The organism is Pseudomonas sp. DR208, assembly GCF_019823005.1.
Lineage (GTDB): Bacteria > Pseudomonadota > Gammaproteobacteria > Pseudomonadales > Pseudomonadaceae > Aquipseudomonas > Aquipseudomonas extremorientalis.
In genome coordinates, this window is sequence record NZ_CP081944.1 from 3,919,937 (window position 1) to 3,941,248 (window position 21,312).

Consider the following 21,312-nt stretch of genomic DNA (forward strand, 5'->3'; position numbering starts at 1 on the left):
TTTTTTCATTGGAATATTTTTTCCATTAAGCTCGTACAGGGGCGCTTCCACCACACTGCATCGTTTCAGCAGGCCACGCCGGCCGTGATGCCGGGGTATTTTTTTGCGCCTACCCTGTAGACTTGCGCCACCCATCAGCGCAACAGACGAAAACGCCAGAAGGATTGCCCATGTCCCGCACCGATCCCGAGACCACCCTGGAAGACTCTATCGCCAGCCCTCCGATCAATGCCGAGCGCCTGTTGCAGCTGATCACCGACGAATACGAGAGCCTGCCGCGCCAGCTCAAGCGCATCGCCAGCTACATGAGCCAGCAGAGCGACCGGATCATGGTCGACCGCATCAGCGACATCGCCCGTGAATGCGAAGTGCACCCGTCGGCCATCGTGCGTTTCTCGCAGCGTTTCGGGTTCAGTGGGTTCAGCGAGATGCAGGCGCTGTTCCGCGAGGCCTACACCCACAAAACCACGCCGGTGCAGAACTACCAGCAACGCATCCGCAGCATGATCGCCAACAAGTCGCAGAAAGCCAGCGGCGGCGACCTGGCGCGCGAATGCGTCAACGCGACCTTGTCCGGCATCGAGCGTCTGGGGCTGGAGCTCGACGATGCCGCGTTCGACAAAGCCGTGGACCTGGTGGTCAACGCCGACAATATCTACGTGGTCGGCGTGCGCCGTTCCTTTGCGGTGGCCGATTACCTGGTCTACAACCTGCAGCACACCAACAAGCGCATCCACCTGATCTCGGGCCTGGGCGGCAGCTACCGCGAGCAGATGCGCAGCGTGCGCGCCAATGACCTGGTGATCGCCATCAGTTTCACGCCCTACGGCAAAGAGACCCAGCACTGCCTGCGCATCGCCCAGCACCACCAGGCCAAGACGCTGATCATCACCGACAGCAACCTGTCGCCCCTGGCCAAGCGGGCTAACGCGGTGCTGTTGGTGAATGAAGGCTCGTCGTTCGCCTTCCGCTCGTTGAGTGCCACCTTGTGCCTGTGCCAGGCGTTGTTTATTGCGGTGGCGTACCGGTTGGAGTTGAAGGTGGATGAGATTCACGAGCAGGTCGGGTTCGACGACTGAACCTGCCGGCGTTGGAGATCCCTTGTGGGAGGGAGCTTGCTCCCGATAGCGGTGTGTCAGTCACTGGATTTGTGCCTGATCCTGCGCTATCGGGGGCAAGCCCCCTCCCACATGTTTATCGGCGGCGCATCAGGTAGTAGGCTGCGGGAATGACGAACAGCGATAGCAACGGCGCCGTCAGCATCCCGCCAATCATCGGCGCAGCAATCCGGCTCATCACCTCACTGCCGGTGCCGCTGCCCAGCAAAATCGGCAGTAGCCCGGCGATGATCACCGCCACCGTCATCGCCTTGGGCCGAACCCGCATGACTGCGCCTTCGGTGATGGCCGCCAATAGATTGCCATCCTTGCGCTCGGCCCAGGCGTTCCTCAGGTACAGCAGCATGATCACGCCGAACTCCGCCGACACCCCCGCCAGCGCGATAAAGCCCACGCCCGTGGCCACCGACAGGTTGAAGCCCAGCCAGTAAAGCAGCCACACGCCGCCGGTCAACGCGAACGGCAAGGTCGCCAGGATCAGCAACGCCTCCCCCACCCGGCGAAAGGTCAGGTACAGCAGTACAAAGATGATCAGCAAGGTGGCCGGCACCACCAGCTTCAGGCGCTGATTGGCGCGTTCGAGGAACTCGAACTGCCCCGAATAACTGAGGCTCATGCCCGGTTGCAGTTGCACCTGCTGGTTGATCGCCGCACGCAGGTCCCTGACCACCGAGGCCAGGTCACGATCACGCACGTCGATATAGACCCAGCCGGAAGGCCGCGCGTTTTCGCTCTTTAGCATCGGCGGACCATCATTGATCTTGATCCTGGCGACCGTGCCCAAAGTGATCTGGCTGCCCTGCGGCGTGTACACCGGCAGGTTGCGTAGCGCCTCCACCGAGTCGCGCCATTCCTTCGGATAGCGCAGGCTGATAGGGAAACGCGCCAGGCCTTCCACGGTTTCGCCAATGGTTTCACCGCCCACCGCGCCCGACACGATGGACTGCACATCGCTGATGTTCAGCCCGTATTGCGCGGCGGCGGCACGGTCGATGTCGACGTCGATGTAGCGCCCGCCGGTCAGGCGTTCGGCCAACGCCGAACTCACGCCCGGCACGGTCTTGGCGACTTTCTCCACGGCCTGGGTCACCGCATCGATCTGCATCAGGCGGGTGCCTGCGACCTTTACGCCAATCGGGCTCTTGACCCCGGTGGCCAGCATGTCGATGCGGTTGCGGATCGGCGGAATCCAGATATTGGTCAGGCCCGGCACCTGCACCACGCGGTCCAGCTCCTTGACCAGTTTGTCCGGGGTCATGCCGGGGCGCCATTGATCCTTGGGCTTGAACGCGATGGTGGTCTCGAACATCTCCAGCGGCGCCGGGTCGGTGGCGGTTTCGGCACGACCGGCCTTGCCAAATACGTGAGCGACTTCGGGCACGGTCTTGATCAGGCGGTCGGTGCGTTGCAGCAATTCGCCCGCCGTCTGTGTCGACAAGCCCGGCAGCGCCGAAGGCATGTACAGCAAGTCGCCCTCATCCAGCGGCGGCAGGAATTCCCCGCCCAGTTTCGACACCGGCCACAGCGCGCTCGCCACCACCAGCAGCGCCACCAGCAAGGTCATGCGCGGCCAGCGCAGCACCGCCTCCAGCGCCGGCTGGTAGAGCTTGATCAGGCCGCGATTGAGCGGGTTGCGTTGCTCGTCGGGTATGCGCCCGCGAATCCAGTAGCCCATCAGCACCGGGACCAGGGTCACCGACAACCCGGCGGCGGCCGCCATGGCGTAGGTCTTGGTGTAGGCCAGCGGCCCGAACAGACGGCCTTCCTGGGCCTGCAAGGTGAACACCGGAATAAACGACAGCGTAATGATCAGCAGACAGAAAAACAGCGCCGGGCCCACCTCGACCGCGGCGTCCGTCATCACCTTCCAGTGCTCATCGCCCTTGAGTTCCCGGCCGGGATGGGCGTGGTGCCAGGCTTCGATTTTCTTGTGGGCGTTTTCGATCATCACCACCGCCGCATCGACCATCGCGCCAATGGCGATCGCAATGCCGCCCAGGGACATGATGTTGGCGTTGATGCCCTGGAAACGCATGACGATAAACGCGATCAATACGCCCACCGGCAACGAGATGATCGCCACCAGGGACGAACGCAGGTGCCACAGGAAAATCCCGCACACCAGCGCCACCACCAGGAACTCTTCCAGCAGTTTATGGCTGAGGTTATCCACGGCACGGTCGATCAGCTTGCTGCGGTCGTAGGTGGTGACGATTTCAACACCGGGCGGCAGGCTGCTTTTCAACTGTTCCAGTTTGGTCTTGACCGCCGCGATGGCTTCCCGCGCATTCTTGCCGCTGCGCAGGATTACCACGCCGCCGACCGCTTCGCCCTCACCGTCCAGCTCACTGATGCCCCGGCGCAGGTCCGGGCCCAGCTGGATGTTCGCCACGTCGCCGAGGGTGACCGGCACATTGTTGGCGTCCAGGCGCAGCGGGATGGCACGGAAGTCGGAGAGATTCTTCAGGTAGCCGGAGGCGCGCACCACATACTCGGACTCGCCCAGGTTCAATACCGAGCCGCCGGCTTCCTGGTTGGCCTGGTCAATCGCTGCTTTCACCTGTACCTGGGTGATGCCGCGACTGGCCAGGGCCAGCGGATCGAGCTGCACCTGATATTGCTTGACCTGGCCGCCGATGGTAGCGACCTCCGCCACGTTTGGCAGGGTCTTGAGTTCGAACTTGAGGAACCAGTCCTGCAACGCGCGCAATTGCGCCAGGTCGTGCTGGCCGGTGCGGTCCACCAAGGCGTACTGGTAGATCCAGCCCACGCCGGTGGCGTCCGGCCCCAATGACGGTTTGGCTGATGCGGGCAGCCGCGCCTGCAACTGGCTGAGGTATTCCAGCACCCGCGAGCGCGCCCAGTACAGGTCGGTGCCTTCGTCGAACAACACGTACACGTAGCTGTCGCCGAAGAACGAAAAACCGCGCACGGTCTTGGCCCCCGGCACCGAGAGCATGGTGGTGGTCATCGGGTACGTGACCTGGTTCTCGACGATCTGCGGCGCCTGGCCCGGGTACGGGGTGCGGATGATCACCTGCACATCCGAGAGATCTGGCAAAGCGTCGACGGGTGTGTTCTGCACCGACCAGACACCCCACGCGGTGATGAACAAGGTGGCGAGCAGCACCAGAAAACGATTGGCCACCGACCCGCGAATCAACAGGGCGATCATGGCTGGGCTCCCGGCTGCATGTTCATCGCTGCTTCGGCCGCGGTGGCCGTAACACCCTTGAGACTGGCCTCGGAGTCGAGCAGGAACTGCCCGGAGGCGACCACCTGTTGGCCTTCCTGCAGGCCGCTGAGGATCACTGTGTGGTCCTGGTTTTCTACCCCGGTTTCAACCTCGACCGGACGATAGCGCCCGCCCTCCTCGGCCAGCATCACCAGCACGCGCTTGCCGGTGCGGATCAACGCTTCGCTGGGCACCTGCAACAGCGCTTGCCCGTCGGTCTGCGCCAGACTGACCTGGGCGGTCATGCCAGGGCGCAGGGCGCCGTCGGGGTTGGGCAGCTCGACCCGCACTTGCACAGTGCGGCTGTCCATGGCGGTGGCAGGCAAGATCGCGCTGACCGTGCCGTCGAGCGTCTTGCCCGGTAAACCGACAAAGTGGCTCTGCACCCGTTGCCCCACGTTCAACATTGCGCTTTGGGCTTCAGGCACGGCGACCTGCAACCACACCTGATCCAGGCCGTTGAACCGCGCCAGGGTCTGCCCCGGCGTCACCGTCATGCCTTCGCGCACCTCAAGGGTTTGCAGCGCGCCGCTGATCGGGCTGGTCACGGTCAGGACCGACTGCACCTGGCCGCTGCGCTCCATCTGCGCAATCAACCCCGCCGGCATCCCGCTCAGACGCAGGCGTTGGCGGGCAGCGTCGATCAAGCCGCGCTCGCCGCTGCGCCGCAGGGCCAGGAACTCTTCCTGGGCGGCCGCCCACTCGGGTATCAGCAGGTCCACCAATGGCGCGCCAGCCTTGAGCACATCCCCCGGTGCCCGTGCGTAGACCCGCTCGACAAACCCCGCCGCCCGCGCCTGCACCACCGCCACATCACGCTCGTTGAAGGCCAGAACACCCGACAGCTCCAGGCGGGACGTCAGCACGCCGCGGCTCACGCTCGCCAGGCGCACGCCGATGTTCTGCGCCAGGCCTGGGTCAATCTGCACCGCCGGCGTGGCCGCCGATGCGGCCCCGTCGGCGTAGCGCGGCACCAGCTGCATGTCCATGAACGGCGACTTGCCGGGCTTATCGAACTGTTGTTGCGGGAACATCGGGTCGTACCAGTACAGCGCCTGCCTGTCGGCCTTGGCGGGCATGGATGAGGCGCCGGGCTGCCACTGCGCCAGCCCGTAGCCCGCTCCCAGGCCCAGCAGCAATACAGCGGCCACGATTCGGTTATTCATTGGCGGGTTCCCCATAGGCGAAATACAGCTGCGCGCCGACCAGGGCGCGTTGCTCGATGGCATCGATCTGTTTGAAACGGGCTTCGACCAGTTCACGGCGCGCGTTGACCAGCGTCATCAAGTCGCCTTTGCCGGCGCGATAGCCGGCCAGGCTCAAGCCGACTTTTTCCTCGGCCAGCGGCACCAGGCTGTCCTGGCTACGCTGCACCGCACGGTCCAGGCGCTGGTAGTCGGCCAAGTCGTCATCGAGCATCTGGATATGCTCACGGGTAGCGGCCTCGCGCTCGGCGTCGAGCTGGTCCAACTCGGCCTGCTTGGCGGCGATGCCGGGGTTTTGTCGACGGCCGGGGAAGATCGGCAAGTCAAAGGTGAACTGCACGTTGACCATGTCACCGAACTCACGGCTGCGATGCCCGTAATCGACCTCCCAACTCCAGTCCGAGGTCTTTTGCGCCTTGGCCTCCTGCAACCGCGCCTGCGCTTCACGGGTGCGTGGCACGTAGGCTTGCAGTGCCGGGTGCTGATGCAGATTGTGGTTCAGGCTATGGGGGTCGAAGGTCCAGTCGGGCAGTTGCCCGCTGGGGACTTCGTTGGCGGCCGGGCCGATCCAGCGCTTGAGCGCGGCGCGGGCCTGGGTACGTTGCTGGGTCAACTCATCTTCGCGCCCGGCCAGCTCCGCGGCTTCCTGCCGAGGGATGACCGCGTCGGCGGCCTGGCCACGGCCGCCGGCCAACTGCGCACGCACGGTGTCTTGCAACAGGCGGTTCTGTTGGTAGAAGTCCTTGAACAGGGCTTGCTTGCGCGCGACCGCATACGCACGAATCCAGGCCTGGGCCGTGGCCTGGCGCACGTTCAGGCGCTCGATGCGCCCTTCGGCGGCCGCCCGCTCGACGGTTGCATCGGCCAGCTCGACCCGGGCCTTGCGCTTGTCGCGGCTGGGCATCTGTTGCTGGATGCCGATCATCTGTTGCGTCATCTCATCGCCATACAACGTGCCGCGATTGGGCCCGCCAATGGGAAAGTCCTGCAGGCCGACCACCAGCTTCGGGTCAGGCAATTCGCCCGCCGGGATCGCCGCCTGGGTGGCGGCCTGCAACTTGGCCGACTCGGCCAGCAGCGACGGTGCATTGTTTTGCGCCAGGCGCAGGGCGTCATCCAGGGTCAGCGCATTCGCCAACGCCGGCCACGCCAGCACGCCCACCACCAGGGCGCGCAGGTAGGAGGCATTCATGTTGAAAATTCCTGTTCCGTTGCGCTGTGCACCGCGTCAGGCGGCCCACAGCAAAACCATCCCGGTCAGGGGATGCGTCTTGAGGTGCAACAGGAATCAGGCCCGGGGTGGGCGCCAGACGCCGGACGGCGTGCGATCGGGGATAAAATCGGAAGCGGTGCCGACGAGCAGCGGATGGGCCGGGGTCAAGGGAGCCTTGAGCAGCGGCAGGGAGAATTGCAGCACGCCACCGGTCTTGCATTCCTGACCGGGTTTACAGGCCTTGCCATGATCCGCGCCGTCCTGGCAGCAGTCAGGCGACATGTCGCTCATCATCGGCATGTCCGACATCTTCATCGGGCACGGCTCGGTGCTTGATGGCACCCCCGCCATCCCGGTCAGGGGAAGCGTGAGGCTCAACAACAGGACGAGGACTAAATGCAGAAGGCGGGTCATGGGGCGCGAGTCTAGCCAAGCGCGGGTTAAGCCGCTATTAACAATTGCGTGAGAACTCGGCAGGCCCACCGGCTGAACTTAGGGCACGATATCGAACACAACATTGACATGGAAGGGTGGCTCCTGATTCTTCTGTACCATGCAGTCGAGGCTGCCGGCCGCGCGACCGCTGGCAGGCAAAGAGGTGAAGTTCAACGACCCGCTGATGGCATACGCAAACCCAAAGGAGTCCATCATCGCAAAAAGAGCCCAGGCTTCACGGTTGCTCCCCAACATGTAAGTCGAAGCCGTCTGGTCAATGTCCAGCAAGATGGCAACATAGTTCTGAACCCTGAACTCATCGTACTGCCTGCCGATGATTTCAAAGTAGTTCTTGATAATGCCACCACCGTCGACTTCTCTGAGGCTGACAACTTCCGCGTCAAAGTTCGGGTTTGGCAAAGGTCCGCCTACGACATCACCTCGCATATAGCCTGAACCTGTGACCGGCGGCGGCCGTACCGGTACTGGCTGGGTAATAAAGCCCGTCAGCTCGAGCCGACCTTGGCTGACGCTGACTTGATGGCTGCCGTTTTTCCCTGAAAAGCTGAACGCCCCCACCAGTGTGTCGTTCAGGTCCAGTGAAACTTCGATGGTGCCATTTTCAGCCGGGTACGGAGTGATACCTCCATGTTCATGAGCCCAATAAATGCCCTGAGCATCGACATCAAATACGAAAGTTTGCTGCCCACTGCCCGGAATGATGTCCGGTATACGGAAATTGAGACCGTTGTAATCATTGACAGTGGATCCCAACCTTTGCGTTGCGGCAATCTGTATGAAGCCACCTGATCGGTACATCAACATTTCACCCGGATCGCCGATAAAGGGTTGGTTCGGTGGGGTGACTTGTGGGTTGACGACATGTGCCGTCAACGTGCCGGTCGTCTGGTTCATGGCGGTGTACTCGCTGAGTTGGAGGTTGGACCAAACTAAGCACTTTCAACGCCCGACGATACTGTCAAACCTGACAGGTATAAGCCTCGTGCCTGCAGACAGTAAAAAGCCGCGCTTGTAAAAACAGGCGCGGCTTGGGTAAACCCGTAATCAGTGCATGAAGATCGCAATCAGGATGATCACCGGGATAGGCACGCCGAGGAACCAGAGCAGTAATGAGCGCATGTTGTTCTCCTTGAATTGATTAACGAACGAAGTGTTCGGTTTCGACATACACCACGGCATCGCGGCGGCGACCGCCGAAGGTAGCGGCGAGGCTGGCGAAGAACGCACCGATCAACAGCGCGACAAAGGTCCACAGCGAGGTGTACGCAGCGACTTTGGCGGCGGTTTCCGCGGCTTGCTTGGCTTTGAGCTTGGCGTCTTCCACCGCTTTACGGGCATCGCCGTAGACTTTGTCGATACGCGCTTCGGCATCCGCCTGGCTGAGGTTGGTGCGCTGGCTGATCAGCTGTGCCAGGTAGGCACGGTCTTCTGGCGCAAGCTGACCGTCGTTGCTGAGGGTGCGGGTGAAGATGCGCGCTACCACACCGTGGGCGGCGTCATCGCTGACGGCGACCGGGCGATCATCACGGAACAGGCTGTCGACGTAATAGTCGAAATCGCCACCGTTGACGCCTTTGGCGGCACTGCCGGCGGCTTGGGTGATACCACTGGCTGCACCGGCTGCAACGCTGGCGCCGGCTTTCACACCACCGCTGACCACACTGCCGACCGAACCGACTACCAGCACCGCCGTGATCAACGTGGCAACAGCCCAGGCCAGGAAGCCATGGGCGGTGTCGCGGAAGTACACCTCATCACCGTGCATATTGGCCCACTTCACACGCAACCGACCGGCGATGTAGCCACCCAGGCCGGATGCGACGATCTGGGTAAAGGCCAGCCAGACAATCGTGGAAATGCCCAGCCCTTTTGCGCTGATACCGCTGTCAGCCCACGGCGACACCGCCGAAAAGCCCAGGCCGAAGCCCAGCAGCACCAGGATCAGCGACAACGCAGCCGCGGCGGCGGCCCCGGCAAAAATCGCCCCCCAGGAAACCCCGGAGAGCGCGCTCGACTCTTGCAGCGTGGATGAGGATGTGATCATTGTTGTTTTGCTCCAAGGCAGAAAAATAGTGTTACAAGTCTCAAAACAGACAGTGCAGGCACCATGCCAGTCGGCGCAAAAAATAAATCCCTTACATTTCAGATAGTTAAGTAAATTGAACTAACCTGATCCATGCAACTTGCAAGAAATGGCGGTTTGAAGCGGGCGTTATGCACTCCCCGGCCCGGCGATGAAATCTGTGTCAGTTTTGCCAACATGAAGTTTTATTTAGGAAGCATTCAGCCATTTCTTGGCAAAATGCCCCCACTTCTGTAGGAGCCGGCTTACCGGCGATTGCGGTCTTCCAGTGTAAAGGTAATCCCATGACCCGAATTTTGACCATCGAGGATGACGCCGTAACGGCCCGCGAGATTGTCGCCGAGCTGAGTAGCCATGGACTGGATGTAGATTGGGTAGACAACGGCCGCGAAGGCCTGGTCCGCGCCGTGAGCGGCGATTACGACCTGATCACCCTCGACCGCATGCTGCCGGAACTCGATGGCCTGGCCATCGTCACCACCCTGCGCACCATCGGCGTCTCCACGCCGATCCTGATGATCAGCGCCCTCTCCGATGTGGACGAACGTGTGCGTGGCCTGCGTGCCGGCGGTGATGACTACCTCACCAAACCGTTCGCCTCGGATGAAATGGCGGCGCGCGTCGAAGTGCTGCTGCGGCGCAAAAGCACGGTCCAGGAATTCGAAACCGCCCTGCGCGTGGCCGATCTGGAACTGAACCTGATCAGCCGCGAAGCCAGCCGCGCCGATCAACCCCTGAGCCTGCTGCCCACCGAATACAAGCTGCTGGAATTCCTGATGCGCAATACCGGGCAGATTCTGTCGCGAATGATGATCTTCGAGGAAGTCTGGGGCTATCACTTCGACCCGGGTACCAACCTGATCGACGTGCACATCGGCCGTCTGCGCAAAAAGATCGACCCACCGGGCCTCCCGCCGCTGATCCGCACGGTGCGAGGCTCCGGTTATGTCATTGCTGAACCCCTCTAAGGGCTGGCGCTCTTCCAGCAGCCGTTTGCTGGCGCTGTACAGCTCGCTGTTCGTGGCCTGGAGCTGCATCCTCATGGGGGTGCTGTATTACGAGGTGTCCGGTTACCTGGGCGACCTGTCGCGCCACTCCCTTATGCAACGCCAGCACCTGTTCCAGCGCTTCGACGGCGAAGAACTGGTGGAAGCCCTGACCACCAGCATGACCTTCGACATGAAGGGTGTGGATGCCTACGGCCTGTTCGATGAGCAATTCCGCCCCTTGAGCGGGCCGATCCGCGCGGTGCCGCCGGACCTGCCCCTGGACGGCAAGATCCACGCACTGGTCAATTGTGTCGAGTCCGACGACCCCAAGTTGCCCAAGGACAGCTGCGATGCCGTGGCCACCCACACCGAAGACGGCCGCTGGCTGGTGCTGGTGCGGGCCAACGGCTCACTGTTCGGTGTGACCCGCATCATCTGGCACGCCCTGCTCTGGGCACTGTCCCTGACAATTATTCCGGGCGCCGCCGGCTGGCACCTGTTGCGCCGCCGCCCGTTGCGGCGAATCCGTGGGATCCAGGCCAGTGCCGAAGCCATCGTCGCCGGCGACCTGACTCACCGCCTGCCACTGTCCAACCGACGTGACGAACTGGACATGCTCGCGGCCATCGTCAACGCCATGCTCGACCGTATCGAGAAGCTGATGAACGAGGTCAAGGGCGTGTGCGACAACATCGCCCATGACCTGCGCACCCCGCTGACACGCCTGCGTGCGCAGCTGTATCGCATCAAACAGGAGGCCGAAGCAGAGTCTGGCTACGCGGTGAAACTGGATGACGCGATTGCCGAGACCGACACCCTGATGGCGCGCTTTCGCGGGCTGTTGCGTATCTCCGAGCTGGAAGACCATCAGCGTCGCTCAGGTTTCCTGGTCATGGACCCGTTGCCGCTACTGCGCGAATTGCACGACTTCTACCTGCCCCTGGCCGAGGAAGGCGAGCTGCAACTGAAGCTCGAAACCCCGGAGTCCCTGCCGTGGATCACCGGCGACCGCGCCCTGTTGTTCGAAGCCCTGGCCAACCTGCTGAGCAACTCGATCAAGTTCTCCCCACCGGGCGGCACGGTGATCCTGCGCGGGGTCAATGATGCGGGCAGCACGCGCATCGAAGTGCACGACTCCGGGCCGGGCATACCGGCGGCGGAGCGGGATGCGGTATTCCAGCGTTTCTATCGGGTGGATGAAAGCGACCAGCAAGGCGGGTTCGGCTTGGGCCTGTCGATTGTGGCGGCGATCATCAACTTGCATGGGTTCAAGTTGGACGTGGGTACGAGCGAACAAGGCGGCGCCCGGTTAGTCCTGGAGTGCCGCCAGCAACTGATGCCCGAGGCCTGAAACCACTGGTGTCCCAATGTGGGAGGGGACTTGCCCTTCCCACATTGGACTGGATCAGGCCGGAAAGTTGGCGCGCAGGGCCTCAAGGCCACCGCTGTAGACACCGGCAAACAACTCCTCCACCGCCGCATCCGTAGTCCCCGCCACCGGCGTGAACACACCTGACCAAGTCACTTTCGCTGACGCCTCGCCCAACGCCTCGACCTGCAACGTCGCCAGGTACGCACTCACCGGAAACGGCGACTGCTCGATGGTATAGCTGTAGGTACGCCCGACGTTATCAAAGCGCTGCAACCGCTCCACCACCACACTACCGTCGGCGGTCTGCAGATGACGCACACGGCCGCCATCGCCCGCCTCGCTTTTGACAATAAACGGCAACCAGTCCGGCAGGCTGTTGAAGCCGCCGACCAATTGCCAGACCTGATCGGCCGATACCGGGATTTCAATCACAGAAGACGCTGTTGCCACGATAAATACTCCAGAAAATGAAAAACAACTCAGATCGCCATGCTGTCGACCACACCACCGTCGACGCGCAATGCAGCCCCTGTGGTCGCAGAAGAAAGCGGTGAAGCAATGTACGCCACCAGGTTGGCGACTTCATCCACATTCGCCGCCCGCTGGATGATCGACGTCGGCCGCGCATTGCGCACAAACACATCCGCCTCATCCCGCGCACTGCGCCCGGATTTTTGTGTGGCGTCCTTGAGCATCTGCTCCAGGCCGTCGGTAAAGGTCGGGCCGGGCAGCACGGCGTTCACCGTCACTCCCGTGCCCGCCAGGCGCTTGGCCAGGCCATGGGACACCGCCAGGTTGGCGCTTTTGGTCACGCCGTAATTGATCATGTCCGCCGGTGTCGCCACGCCCGACTCCGACGACACGAAGATCACCCGACCCCAGCCCTGTTCGACCATGCCCGGCACATAATGCCGCGCCAGGCGCACGCCGGAGATCACATTGACCTCATAGAAACGCGTCCATTCGGTGTCCGAGGCCTCGAAAAAATCCACATCGTTGAAGATGCCCAGGTTGTTGACCAGAATGTCGGCACGCGGTTCGGCGGCAAACAGTTTCTCTGCGCCCTCTGCGGTGCCAAGATCAGCCACCAGCCCACGCAGGTCTGCGCCCGGGACAGCCTGGCGGATGCTCGCCAGTGCATCGTCGACCTTGCCGGCTTCACGCCCGATCACCACCACCGTGGCGCCAGAGGCTGCAAGCGCCTGGCTGATTCCCAGGCCTATGCCGGCGGTACTGCCGCTGACAATCGCTACTTTACCGCTCACATCAATTTTCATCGGTTGAACTCCTGAATTTAAAGCGGCAGGGGCGCACGGTCCGAAACCAGTCGGGCCTCGCGCAGGGCCTGCCAGAAGGCTGCCGGGATCTGTTCAGACAACGCCGCGACGTCTTCGGCAATCCGCCCCGGACGACTGGCACCTGGAATCACCAGAGGTGCAAAGGGTCGCTGTGGTCGTTGAGCAGATTCTAGACTGCGGAGATCTTCAGGAAGGTGCTGACCAAGCCCACAGTCTGATCACCCCATCAGTTCCCGCAACCGAAACCACATCATCCCCAACGCCAACAGCGGTGACCGCAATGCCTTCCCCCCCGGGAAGGTCATATGCGGCACCTGGCTGAAAATATCCAGGCCAGGGCTCACACCCGCGTGAATCCCCTCGGCCAGCAACCTTGCGCACCAGTGCGTCACGTTCAACCCATGCCCGGAATACCCCTGGGCATAAAACACATTGGGGTACTGCTTGAGCCTACCCACCTGCGGAAAACGATTAGCGGTGATGCCGATCTTGCCGCCCCACTGAAACTCGATGGCGGTCTGCGCCAGTTGCGGGAATACCTTGAGCATATTCGGGCGCATGTAGGCGGCGATGTCCGCCGGATCGCGTCCGGAGTAATGGCAGGCGCCGCCGAACAACAGGCGCCGGTCAGCGGACAATCGGTAGTAATCCAACCCGACTTTCTGGTCGCACAGCGCCAGGTTCTGCGGGATCAACTGCTGGGCGACGGCCTCCGATAACGGCTCGGTGGCGATGATGTAGCTGCCGGCCGGAAGCACCTTGCCGCTCAAACGCGATTCCAGCTCCTCCAAATGCGCATTGCAGGCCAGCACCAGGCTGGCCGCGCGCACCGTGCCGCCGACGCAGCGCACTTGCACCGTGTCGCCGTGAATGAGCTGCAGCACTTCGGTGTGCTCGAAAATCCGCACGCCAAGGGACTCGGCCAACTGCGCTTCACCCAGCACCAGGTTCAGCGGATGCAAATGCCCGGAGCCCATGTCCACCAGCCCCCCGGCATACACCGTCGAACCGACCACGTGCGGCATATCTTGCGGGCCGACCAGGCGCGTTTCATGGGTATACCCCAGCGCCGCCAGGTGCGCTTGCTCGCCCTTGAACGCGGCGAACTGCGCGGGCGTATTGGCCAATTCGCAAAAGCCCCAGCGCAGGTCGCAGTCAATCCCGTGCTCGCGGATGCGCTGGCCCACCAGGGCCACCGACTCAATCCCGGCGCGCTCCAGGTAGCGCACGCCCTCCTCGCCCACGTACTTGGCGAACCCCGACACGTCATGGCCGATGCCGCGAATCAGTTGCCCGCCGTTGCGCCCGCTGGCGCCCCAGCCGATGCGCCGGGCTTCCAGCAGGATCACCGAGAGCCCGCGTTGCGCCAGCTCGATGGCGGTGTTGACGCCGGTGAAGCCGCCGCCGATCACGCACACATCGGCGGTCAGGTCGCCGCCCAGTGCAGGGCGCTCGGGCATGGCGTTAGCCGTAGCCCGGTAGTAAGACCGGGCGTGGTCGGTTGACTGCATCATTTGTTGGTCTTCACTTTGCTCCAGGCGCGGGTCATCAGGCGCATGGTCGCCGGGGTCGGCGTGGTCGAAATGTAGAGTTTGTCGAGCACCGCCTGCGGCGGGTACACCTCGGGGTTGTTCACCAGTTCCGGGGCCATGAACGCCTTGGCCGCCGGGTTGGCGTTGGCATAGCCCACCGAGGCGCTGACCTTGGCGATCACCTCAGGATCGAGCAGGTAATTGATAAACGCATGAGCTTCCTTGGGGTTGCTCGCATCGGCGGGAATCGCCAGCAGGTCGAACCACAGGTTGGAACCTTCCTTGGGAATCGAATAGGCGATGTTCACGCCGTTCTTGGCCTCCCTGGCGCGGTTGGCGGCCTGGAACACGTCGCCGGAATACCCGAACGCCACGCAGATATCACCGTTGGCCAGGTCCGAGATGTACTTGGACGAATGGAAGTAGGTGATGTACGGCCGCAGCGTCAGCAGCTTGGCCTCGGCCTGCTTGTAGTCCTCCGGGTTCTCGCTGCGCGGGTCCTTGCCCATGTAGTTGAGGATCGCCGGGAACAGCTCATCTGCCGAATCGAGGAAGGCCACGCCGCACTGGTTGAGCTTCTTGATGTTCTCCGGTTCGAACAGCACCGCCCATGAATCGATGTGGTCGATGCCCAGCACCTGCTTGACCTTGTCGACGTTGTAGCCGATGCCATTAGTGCCCCACAGGTACGGCACCGAATGCGCGTTACCCGGATCGTTTTTCTCCAGCAGCGCGAGCAGCTTGGGATCGAGGTTCCTGAAGTTGGGCAATTGCGCACGATCCAACGTGAGGAACGCGCCGGCCTTGACCTGGCGCGCCAGGAAGTGATTCGACGGCACCACCACGTCATAACCGGTGCGGCCGGCGAGCAACTTGCCTTCCAGGGTTTCGTTGGAGTCGAACACATCGTAGATCGGCTTGATCCCGGTCTTGGCCTGGAAGTCGGCCAGGGTGGTCTCGCCGATATAGTCGGTCCAGTTATAAATACTGACTGTCGGCGCCGCCTGGCCGGCAGCGCTGAACGCGGCCATCAGGGCCAGCGGGAGAAGCTGTTTCACTAGACGCATATCGACACCCCTTTATTGGTTTTTTAGACGCTCAACAGCAGGAACTCACGCTCCCAGGAACTGATCACCCGCTTGAAGTTCTCGTGCTCGGCGCGTTTGACCGCGACGTAGCCGCGCACGAATTTATCGCCCAGGTACTGCTTGACCGTGTCGCAGTCCTCCATGCGTGCCAGCGCATCCTCGAGGGTGAACGGCAGGCGCAGGTTACGACGCTCGTAGGCGCGGCCTTCCACCGCTGCGCTCGGTTCGATCTGCTCGACCATGCCCAGATAGCCACACAGCAGACTAGCCGCAATCGCCAGATACGGATTGGCATCGGCGCCGGGCAAGCGGTTTTCCACGCGCATGGCGTCCGGGCTGGAAGTAGGCACGCGCAGGCCGACGGTGCGGTTTTCTTCGCCCCACTCGACATTGACCGGCGCCGAAGTGTCCGGCAGGAAGCGGCGGAACGAGTTCACGTTGGGCGCGAACATCGGCAGCAGCTTGGGGATGTACTTCTGCAGGCCCCCAATGTGATGCAGGAACAACGGGCTAATGTTGCCTTCGGCGTCGACGAACACCGGTTTGCCGGTGGCTATGTCGACCACACTCTGGTGCAGGTGCATGGCGCTGCCCGGCTCGTCGGCCACCGGTTTGGCCATGAAGGTCGCAGCCACGTTGTGCTTGAGCGCGGCCTCGCGCAGGGTGCGCTTGAACACGGTGATCTGGTCGGCCAGGTCGAGGGCGTCGCCATGGCGGAAGTTGATTTCCATCTGCGCCGGGCCGTCCTCGTGGATCAACGTATCGAGGTCCAGGCCCTGGGCTTCGCACCAGTCGTAGACATCTTCGAACAACGGGTCGAATTCGTTGGCGGCGTCGATGGAAAACGACTGGCGGCCTGTCTCCGCGCGGCCGGAGCGGCCAATGGGGGTTTTCAGCGGCAGGTCCGGGTCTTCGCAGCGCTGGGTCAGGTAGAACTCCATTTCCGGCGCGACAATCGGCTGCCAGCCTTTGTCGGTGTAGAGCTGCAGGACTTTCTTCAGCACATTGCGTGGCGACAGCTCGATGGGGTTGCCCTGTTTGTCGAAGGTGTCGTGGATCACGATCGCGGTGGGCTCGATGGCCCACGGCACCACATAAGTGGCGTGGGCCACCGGGCGACAGACCATGTCGATGTCGGCGGGGTCGAGCAGGTCGTAGTAGATCTCGTCGTCGACAAAGTCCCCGGTTACCGTTTGCAGCAGCACACTTTCCGGCAGGCGCATGCCTCGCTCATGCAGGAACTTATTGGTGGGCGCAATCTTGCCGCGGGCGATGCCAGTCAAATCACTGATCACGCATTCGACTTCGGTAATCTTGTGTTCTTTCAGCCAGGCGGACAGCTGATCGAAGGGGGCGTTCATAAGGACCTCGTCATGGGTTGGGTGCATGCACCGGCTTGTACTCCTGGCGCATTGAGATCTATCTTGAGGCCGCCGCACCCCGGCATCTATCCACTTTGCACGCACCACAACGCACCAATAGAGTGCGCCCAGGCTTCCCATGACACAGGCAACCGCTTTGCGCGTACAGGCCTTCACCACCGGTGATGTGGCCGCTCAATGCAGTGCGACACCCGGCTGGGTGCAGCAGTACCAACAGATGTCCCCGGGGCATTTTGCCGGGCGCATCCGCTACCTCGACCTGCAAGGCGTGGAGGTGTACGAAGAGTGCATGAACACCCGCGTCGAGCAGCATTTCAATGCGCCCGCCGGCTCCCTGGCGTTCTGTTTCGACGGCAGCGACAACGCGCTGTACCTGCTCAATGGCGAAAGCCGCAACACCTGGATCACCCCGGAAAACTACCGTGAAGTAGCGGTGGTGTTCGGCCCGCAGTTCGTGCAGCGCCATGGGTTGGAGGTGGCGACGCTGGAAGGTTTGTTCATGGCGCCGCTGACCGGCCAGCAGAACGCGTTGTTCGCCCGTTGGCTCAGTGGCACGCTGACACGCTTGTCCACGGTCAGCGACCCTGCCGCGCTTATCCAGCAATTGCTCGACGATTGCCTGTTCATCCTCGACAACGCCTGCGTGTGCCTGGACCGCAGCTCCTTGCAGCGCCGCAACGAAGAACGCCGGCTGATGGCGCGCATCGGCGAATGGGCAGCAGACGCGCCGGACGAAACGGTCAACCTGCTGGAACTGGCGCAGATTGCCGGGGTGCCGTTGCGCCAATTGCAACAGGGGTTCAAGACCTACACCGGGATGAGCCCGGCGCAGTGGTTGCGCTTGCGCAGGTTGAATGGGGCGCGGCGGGAGTTGCTCAATTCAACCGGGACCACCGTGGCCGAGGTGGCGATGAATTGGTCGTTCTGGCATTTGGGGCGGTTTTCCAACAGCTACCGCGCCCTGTTCAAAGAGCTTCCAAGCGAAACCCTGAAGCGTTCCGTTTGAAATCCAATCCAAATGGTGGGAGGGGCTTGCCCCCGATTGCAGTGTGTCAGTCGCCACAAAGATTGACTGAACCACCGCTATCGGGGGCAAGCCCCCTCCCACAGTTGATTGCATTTCAAGGTTGGGATTTGAGGAAGGCGGCCATCACCTGGTTGACCCGCTCCGCCGCCTCCAACTGCACCATATGCCCCTGCCCCGGCAGAATCTCCACCTGGGCATCCAACCCCTCGGCATGCCGGGCCGGGATGATCGCATCGTCACTGCCCCAGATCACCAGGCTCGGCTGCCGGCCCACGCGATGACGTAAGTCCAGCTTCTGTCGTCCGCCCTCGAACAACGCGGTATTGAGCTGCTGCAGCGCCTTGTCCACCCCTTCCAGGCGCTTGAACTTGAGCATGTCCTCCAGCATCTGCCGCGTCACCAGCGCGGGGTCGCTGAACAGTTGGGTCAGTGGCGGCTTGAGCGCATTGCGGTTGCTGGCGTCGGCAAACCCTTGCAAGTAATCGCCGTTGATCTCCTGGCCGAGGCCGGCGCTGGCGATCAGAGTCAATGAGGCAACACGCGCGGGCGCCTGGTCGGCAACGGTCAGTGCGACCAGCCCGCCCATGGAATGCCCGGCCAGGTGTACGCGGTCGAGCCTGAGGTGATCGAGCAAGGCCAGCACCGCAAGGCTCAGCTCCTCGGCATCGCCGCTGCGCAGTTGCTTGCCCGACTCGCCATGCCCTGGCAGGTCCAGGGCAATTACCCGGCGTTCGGCGGCCAATACCGGTTGGTTGAACAGCCAGTTGTTCAGATCCCCCCCGAATCCGTGAATCAGTACCAACGGCGTGCCACCCTCGCCCAGCTCGAGATAGCGCAACAGACGCCCGCCTATCTCGACTTTCTGCGCACTCGGTCCCGAAGCTTCGGTTTCGGCGCTGCTGGAGACAAACCCGGCATTGAAGCTGTCGATCACCGCATCGATTTCCTCTTCGGTGGCTTCGCCCTCCACCACAATCCCCAGCAACGCGCCCACCGGCAGGGTTTCGTCGCTCAGTGCCAACACACGGCGCAGGACGCCACTGAACGACGCCTCGACACTGCTGGAGAGCTTATCGGTCTCCACGTCCAGCACTTCTTCGCCCTTCTCCACCCGGTCGCCAGGTTGCTTGAGCCAGACATCGATGCGCCCCTCGGTCATCGACAGCCCCCACTTGGGCATGGTCAAGGTATGGATCATGCGGCGTTCCTCTTGTCGGCGATCTTCAGCACCGCGGCTTCGATCTTCGCGGCGTTGGGGATGTACAGGTCTTCCAGTGCATCGGAGAACGGCACCGGCGTGTGCGGCGCGGTGACCATTTCGATTGGCGCGCGCAGGAAAGAAAAACCCTGCTGGGCGACCAATGCACTGATATCGGTGGCAATCGAGCAGCGCGGGTTGGACTCGTCGATCACCACCAGGCGCCCGGTTTTTTCCACGCTTTCGAGGATGCTGTCTGCATCCAACGGACTGGTGGTGCGCAGGTCCAGCACCTCGCAATCGATGCCTTGTCGCGCCAGGCTGGTCGCGGCTTCCAGGGCGATGTGCACCATTCGCCCGTAGGTCACCAGGGTCACATCCCTGCCCTCGCGGACAAAATTGGCTTCACCGAAAGGCACGGTGTACAGCTCTTCGGGCACTTCGCCCTGCAGGCTGTAGAGCATCTTGTGCTCGAGGAAGATCACCGGGTCATTGTCGCGGATCGCCTGGATCAACATGCCCTTGGCGTCATAGGGCGTGGCCGGGCACACCACCTTGAGGCCGGGAATGTGGGTCCACATCGAGGTGAGCATCTGCGAATGCTGGGCGGCCGCCCGCAGCCCGGCGCCGTACATGGCGCGCACTACCAGCGGCGTGGTGGTCTTGCCGCCGAACATGTAGCGGAACTTGGCGGCCTGGTTGAGCAACTGGTCGAGGCAGCAGCCGATAAAGTCGACGAACATCAGTTCGCACACCGGGCGCATGCCACGGGTGGCGGCGCCGACGGCCATGCCCACGTAGCCGACTTCGGACAGCGGCGCATCGAGCACGCGGTCGGGAAACTCCGGGTACAGGCCCTTGGTCACGCCAAGCACACCGCCCCAGGCGTCCTGCTCGCCAGGGGAACCGGTGCCGCCGGACACGTCCTGGCCGATGATGAACACGCTCTGGTCGCGGCGCATTTCCTGGGCCAGGGCTTCGTTGATTGCCTGCTGGTAGCTGATTTTGCGAGCCATGAGATTCTCTCCACGAATTGTTGTTATGAGTGGTAGGCGACGTAGACATCGCTGAGCAGGTCGGCGGCCTGGGGCTTGGGATCCGACTTGGCCAGGCGCACGGCGTCGTCGATGAGCTGGGCGACCTCGCCATCGATGCGCTCGAATTGCGCCGCGTCCAGCCAGCCTTCAGTGCTGCAACGCTGGCGGAACAGCGCCAGGCAATCGGCGTGTTCCCGCAGGTTCTTCACTTCATCGGGGCCGCGATAGGTTTGTGCATCGCCTTCGAAATGGCCGTAGAAGCGGCTCAATTTCACTTCGACCAAGGTTGGCCCGTCGCCCTTGCGCGCACGTTCCACGGCAACACCAAGCGCTGCGTGCACGGCGAAGAAATCATTGCCATCGACGATCACCCCCGGCATGCCAAACCCCACGGCACGCTCGGCGATGTCCTTGCACGCTACCGACCAACCGGATCCGGTGGCCTCGGCATAGCCGTTGTTTTCCGCAACGAACAGGCACGGCAGTTTCATGATCGAGGCCAGGTTCATCGCTTCGAACACCGCACCTTCGTTGGAGCCACCGTCGCCAAAGAACGCCACGGCCACGCCCTGGCTGCCCTTGAGCCTGGAGGCCAGCGCCGCACCGGCCGCCAACGGTGCACCCGCGCCGACAATGCCGTTGGCGCCGAGCATGCCCTTCTCCTGGTCGGCAATGTGCATGGAGCCGCCTTTACCGCCACACACACCGGTTTTCTTGCCGTAGATCTCGGCCATCATGCCGAACACGTCCACGCCCTTGGCGATGCAATGGCCGTGGCCACGGTGGTTGGAGGCGATGCAATCTTCATCGTTGAGGTGAGCCATGACTCCGGCGGCACTGGCTTCCTGGCCGGCGTAGAGGTGCACGAAACCGGGGATCTCGCCGGTGGCGAATTCCACGTGCAGGCGTTCTTCGAAATCACGGATGGTGCGCATCACGGTGTAGGCATGCAGCAGTTGATCGGTGGACAGGTGAGTGGACATCTTGTTGTTCTCCAGGTTGTCTCGGCACACAAAAGGCTGATCGTGGTCAGCTACAGGGCCTTCAGCACAGCCTGTGCCAAGGCCGTAAAAAACCTG

The 21,312-nt window shown here is 62.5% G+C and carries 19 protein-coding genes and 1 pseudogene; 4 read left to right on the plus strand and 16 right to left on the minus strand.

Going from position 1 to position 21,312, the window contains the following annotated elements:
- Window positions 1-170 precede the first annotated feature (170 nt).
- A complete protein-coding gene (locus K5K89_RS17825) occupies window positions 171-1,079 on the plus strand; it encodes a MurR/RpiR family transcriptional regulator (protein WP_058425739.1) in 909 nt (302 codons plus the stop codon).
- Between the two features lie 115 nt (window positions 1,080-1,194).
- On the opposite strand, the gene K5K89_RS17830 is transcribed toward K5K89_RS17825, so the two are convergent.
- The 7 genes from K5K89_RS17830 to K5K89_RS17855 form a co-directional block, all read right to left on the minus strand.
- Window positions 1,195-4,293 (minus strand): efflux RND transporter permease subunit, encoded by a 3,099-nt coding sequence (locus K5K89_RS17830; RefSeq protein WP_222539929.1) that lies wholly within the window; start codon window positions 4,291-4,293, stop codon window positions 1,195-1,197.
- A complete protein-coding gene (locus K5K89_RS17835; RefSeq protein WP_222539930.1) occupies window positions 4,290-5,519 on the minus strand; it encodes an efflux RND transporter periplasmic adaptor subunit in 1,230 nt (409 codons plus the stop codon). The genes K5K89_RS17830 and K5K89_RS17835 overlap by 4 nt, the downstream gene beginning before the upstream one ends.
- Complete coding sequence (locus tag K5K89_RS17840; protein WP_222539931.1) at window positions 5,512-6,750, minus strand: TolC family protein; 1,239 nt, start codon at window positions 6,748-6,750, stop codon at window positions 5,512-5,514. The genes K5K89_RS17835 and K5K89_RS17840 overlap by 8 nt, the downstream gene beginning before the upstream one ends.
- Before the next feature lie 96 nt (window positions 6,751-6,846).
- Window positions 6,847-7,185 (minus strand): hypothetical protein, encoded by a 339-nt coding sequence (locus K5K89_RS17845; protein ID WP_222539932.1) that lies wholly within the window; start codon window positions 7,183-7,185, stop codon window positions 6,847-6,849.
- A 78-nt stretch (window positions 7,186-7,263) separates the two neighbouring features.
- Window positions 7,264-8,121: a hypothetical protein gene (locus K5K89_RS17850; protein ID WP_222539933.1), complete on the minus strand. Its 858-nt coding sequence runs from the start codon at window positions 8,119-8,121 to the stop codon at window positions 7,264-7,266.
- A gap of 150 nt (window positions 8,122-8,271) precedes the next feature.
- Window positions 8,272-8,394: a hypothetical protein gene (locus tag K5K89_RS28695; protein ID WP_259641577.1), complete on the minus strand. Its 123-nt coding sequence runs from the start codon at window positions 8,392-8,394 to the stop codon at window positions 8,272-8,274.
- Window positions 8,366-9,271 carry a hypothetical protein gene (locus tag K5K89_RS17855; RefSeq protein ID WP_071490068.1) on the minus strand — a complete coding sequence of 302 codons (906 nt, stop codon included), beginning with the start codon at window positions 9,269-9,271 and terminating at the stop codon, window positions 8,366-8,368. The genes K5K89_RS28695 and K5K89_RS17855 overlap by 29 nt, the downstream gene beginning before the upstream one ends.
- A 323-nt stretch (window positions 9,272-9,594) precedes the next feature.
- Here K5K89_RS17855 and K5K89_RS17860 point away from each other — a divergent pair, with 323 nt between their 5' ends.
- Both K5K89_RS17860 and K5K89_RS17865 read left to right on the plus strand, forming a co-directional pair.
- Window positions 9,595-10,278: a response regulator transcription factor gene (locus K5K89_RS17860; RefSeq protein WP_071490069.1), complete on the plus strand. Its 684-nt coding sequence runs from the start codon at window positions 9,595-9,597 to the stop codon at window positions 10,276-10,278.
- A complete protein-coding gene (locus K5K89_RS17865; RefSeq protein WP_071490070.1) occupies window positions 10,256-11,650 on the plus strand; it encodes a sensor histidine kinase in 1,395 nt (464 codons plus the stop codon). Before K5K89_RS17860 ends, K5K89_RS17865 begins: the two co-directional genes overlap by 23 nt.
- Before the next feature lie 54 nt (window positions 11,651-11,704).
- On the opposite strand, the gene K5K89_RS17870 is transcribed toward K5K89_RS17865, so the two are convergent.
- From K5K89_RS17870 to K5K89_RS17895, 6 genes and pseudogenes are all read right to left on the minus strand, one after another.
- Entirely contained in the window at window positions 11,705-12,121 is a 417-nt protein-coding gene (locus K5K89_RS17870; protein WP_071490071.1) for an SRPBCC family protein, read from the minus strand.
- Between the two features lie 29 nt (window positions 12,122-12,150).
- Window positions 12,151-12,948, minus strand: a complete 798-nt coding sequence (locus K5K89_RS17875) for an SDR family NAD(P)-dependent oxidoreductase (RefSeq protein ID WP_222539934.1) — start codon at window positions 12,946-12,948, stop codon at window positions 12,151-12,153.
- A gap of 17 nt (window positions 12,949-12,965) precedes the next feature.
- Window positions 12,966-13,115: pseudogene (locus tag K5K89_RS17880) on the minus strand (aldo/keto reductase); the annotation flags it as partial.
- A gap of 72 nt (window positions 13,116-13,187) precedes the next feature.
- Window positions 13,188-14,483, minus strand: coding sequence for an NAD(P)/FAD-dependent oxidoreductase (locus tag K5K89_RS17885; RefSeq protein WP_222539935.1), 1,296 nt, complete (start codon window positions 14,481-14,483; stop codon window positions 13,188-13,190).
- Window positions 14,480-15,568 (minus strand): polyamine ABC transporter substrate-binding protein, encoded by a 1,089-nt coding sequence (locus tag K5K89_RS17890; RefSeq protein WP_071490076.1) that lies wholly within the window; start codon window positions 15,566-15,568, stop codon window positions 14,480-14,482. Before K5K89_RS17890 ends, K5K89_RS17885 begins: the two co-directional genes overlap by 4 nt.
- A gap of 23 nt (window positions 15,569-15,591) precedes the next feature.
- Window positions 15,592-16,950, minus strand: a complete 1,359-nt coding sequence (locus tag K5K89_RS17895) for a glutamine synthetase family protein (protein ID WP_071490077.1) — start codon at window positions 16,948-16,950, stop codon at window positions 15,592-15,594.
- A gap of 139 nt (window positions 16,951-17,089) precedes the next feature.
- Between K5K89_RS17895 and K5K89_RS17900 the strand changes: the two genes are divergently transcribed.
- Window positions 17,090-17,977 carry a helix-turn-helix domain-containing protein gene (locus K5K89_RS17900; RefSeq protein WP_071490078.1) on the plus strand — a complete coding sequence of 296 codons (888 nt, stop codon included), beginning with the start codon at window positions 17,090-17,092 and terminating at the stop codon, window positions 17,975-17,977.
- A gap of 115 nt (window positions 17,978-18,092) precedes the next feature.
- Here the strand turns inward: K5K89_RS17900 and K5K89_RS17905 are convergent, their stop codons facing one another.
- Genes K5K89_RS17905 through K5K89_RS17915 form a run of 3 tightly spaced genes read right to left on the minus strand, consistent with a single transcriptional unit; the run spans window position 18,093 to window position 21,216 of the window.
- Window positions 18,093-19,196 (minus strand): acetoin dehydrogenase dihydrolipoyllysine-residue acetyltransferase subunit, encoded by a 1,104-nt coding sequence (locus tag K5K89_RS17905; RefSeq protein ID WP_222539936.1) that lies wholly within the window; start codon window positions 19,194-19,196, stop codon window positions 18,093-18,095.
- A complete protein-coding gene (locus K5K89_RS17910; RefSeq protein ID WP_071490080.1) occupies window positions 19,193-20,212 on the minus strand; it encodes an alpha-ketoacid dehydrogenase subunit beta in 1,020 nt (339 codons plus the stop codon). The genes K5K89_RS17905 and K5K89_RS17910 overlap by 4 nt, the downstream gene beginning before the upstream one ends.
- A gap of 23 nt (window positions 20,213-20,235) precedes the next feature.
- Entirely contained in the window at window positions 20,236-21,216 is a 981-nt protein-coding gene (locus tag K5K89_RS17915) for a thiamine pyrophosphate-dependent dehydrogenase E1 component subunit alpha (protein WP_078048017.1), read from the minus strand.
- Window positions 21,217-21,312 lie beyond the last annotated feature (96 nt).

Bases quoted from the DNA above. Each gene is read 5' to 3' on its own strand.
- K5K89_RS17825 (WP_058425739.1), top strand. From the start codon at position 171: ATGTCCCGCACCGATCCCGAGACCACCCTGGAAGACTCTATCGCCAGC.
- K5K89_RS17830 (WP_222539929.1), bottom strand. From the start codon at position 4,293: ATGATCGCCCTGTTGATTCGCGGGTCGGTGGCCAATCGTTTTCTGGTG.
- K5K89_RS17835 (WP_222539930.1), bottom strand. From the start codon at position 5,519: ATGAATAACCGAATCGTGGCCGCTGTATTGCTGCTGGGCCTGGGAGCG.
- K5K89_RS17840 (WP_222539931.1), bottom strand. From the start codon at position 6,750: ATGAATGCCTCCTACCTGCGCGCCCTGGTGGTGGGCGTGCTGGCGTGG.
- K5K89_RS17845 (WP_222539932.1), bottom strand. From the start codon at position 7,185: ATGACCCGCCTTCTGCATTTAGTCCTCGTCCTGTTGTTGAGCCTCACG.
- K5K89_RS17850 (WP_222539933.1), bottom strand. From the start codon at position 8,121: ATGAACCAGACGACCGGCACGTTGACGGCACATGTCGTCAACCCACAA.
- K5K89_RS28695 (WP_259641577.1), bottom strand. From the start codon at position 8,394: ATGTCGAAACCGAACACTTCGTTCGTTAATCAATTCAAGGAGAACAAC.
- K5K89_RS17855 (WP_071490068.1), bottom strand. From the start codon at position 9,271: ATGATCACATCCTCATCCACGCTGCAAGAGTCGAGCGCGCTCTCCGGG.
- K5K89_RS17860 (WP_071490069.1), top strand. From the start codon at position 9,595: ATGACCCGAATTTTGACCATCGAGGATGACGCCGTAACGGCCCGCGAG.
- K5K89_RS17865 (WP_071490070.1), top strand. From the start codon at position 10,256: ATGTCATTGCTGAACCCCTCTAAGGGCTGGCGCTCTTCCAGCAGCCGT.
- K5K89_RS17875 (WP_222539934.1), bottom strand. From the start codon at position 12,948: ATGAAAATTGATGTGAGCGGTAAAGTAGCGATTGTCAGCGGCAGTACC.
- K5K89_RS17885 (WP_222539935.1), bottom strand. From the start codon at position 14,483: ATGATGCAGTCAACCGACCACGCCCGGTCTTACTACCGGGCTACGGCT.
- K5K89_RS17890 (WP_071490076.1), bottom strand. From the start codon at position 15,568: ATGCGTCTAGTGAAACAGCTTCTCCCGCTGGCCCTGATGGCCGCGTTC.
- K5K89_RS17895 (WP_071490077.1), bottom strand. From the start codon at position 16,950: ATGAACGCCCCCTTCGATCAGCTGTCCGCCTGGCTGAAAGAACACAAG.
- K5K89_RS17900 (WP_071490078.1), top strand. From the start codon at position 17,090: ATGACACAGGCAACCGCTTTGCGCGTACAGGCCTTCACCACCGGTGAT.
- K5K89_RS17905 (WP_222539936.1), bottom strand. From the start codon at position 19,196: ATGATCCATACCTTGACCATGCCCAAGTGGGGGCTGTCGATGACCGAG.
- K5K89_RS17910 (WP_071490080.1), bottom strand. From the start codon at position 20,212: ATGGCTCGCAAAATCAGCTACCAGCAGGCAATCAACGAAGCCCTGGCC.
- K5K89_RS17915 (WP_078048017.1), bottom strand. From the start codon at position 21,216: ATGTCCACTCACCTGTCCACCGATCAACTGCTGCATGCCTACACCGTG.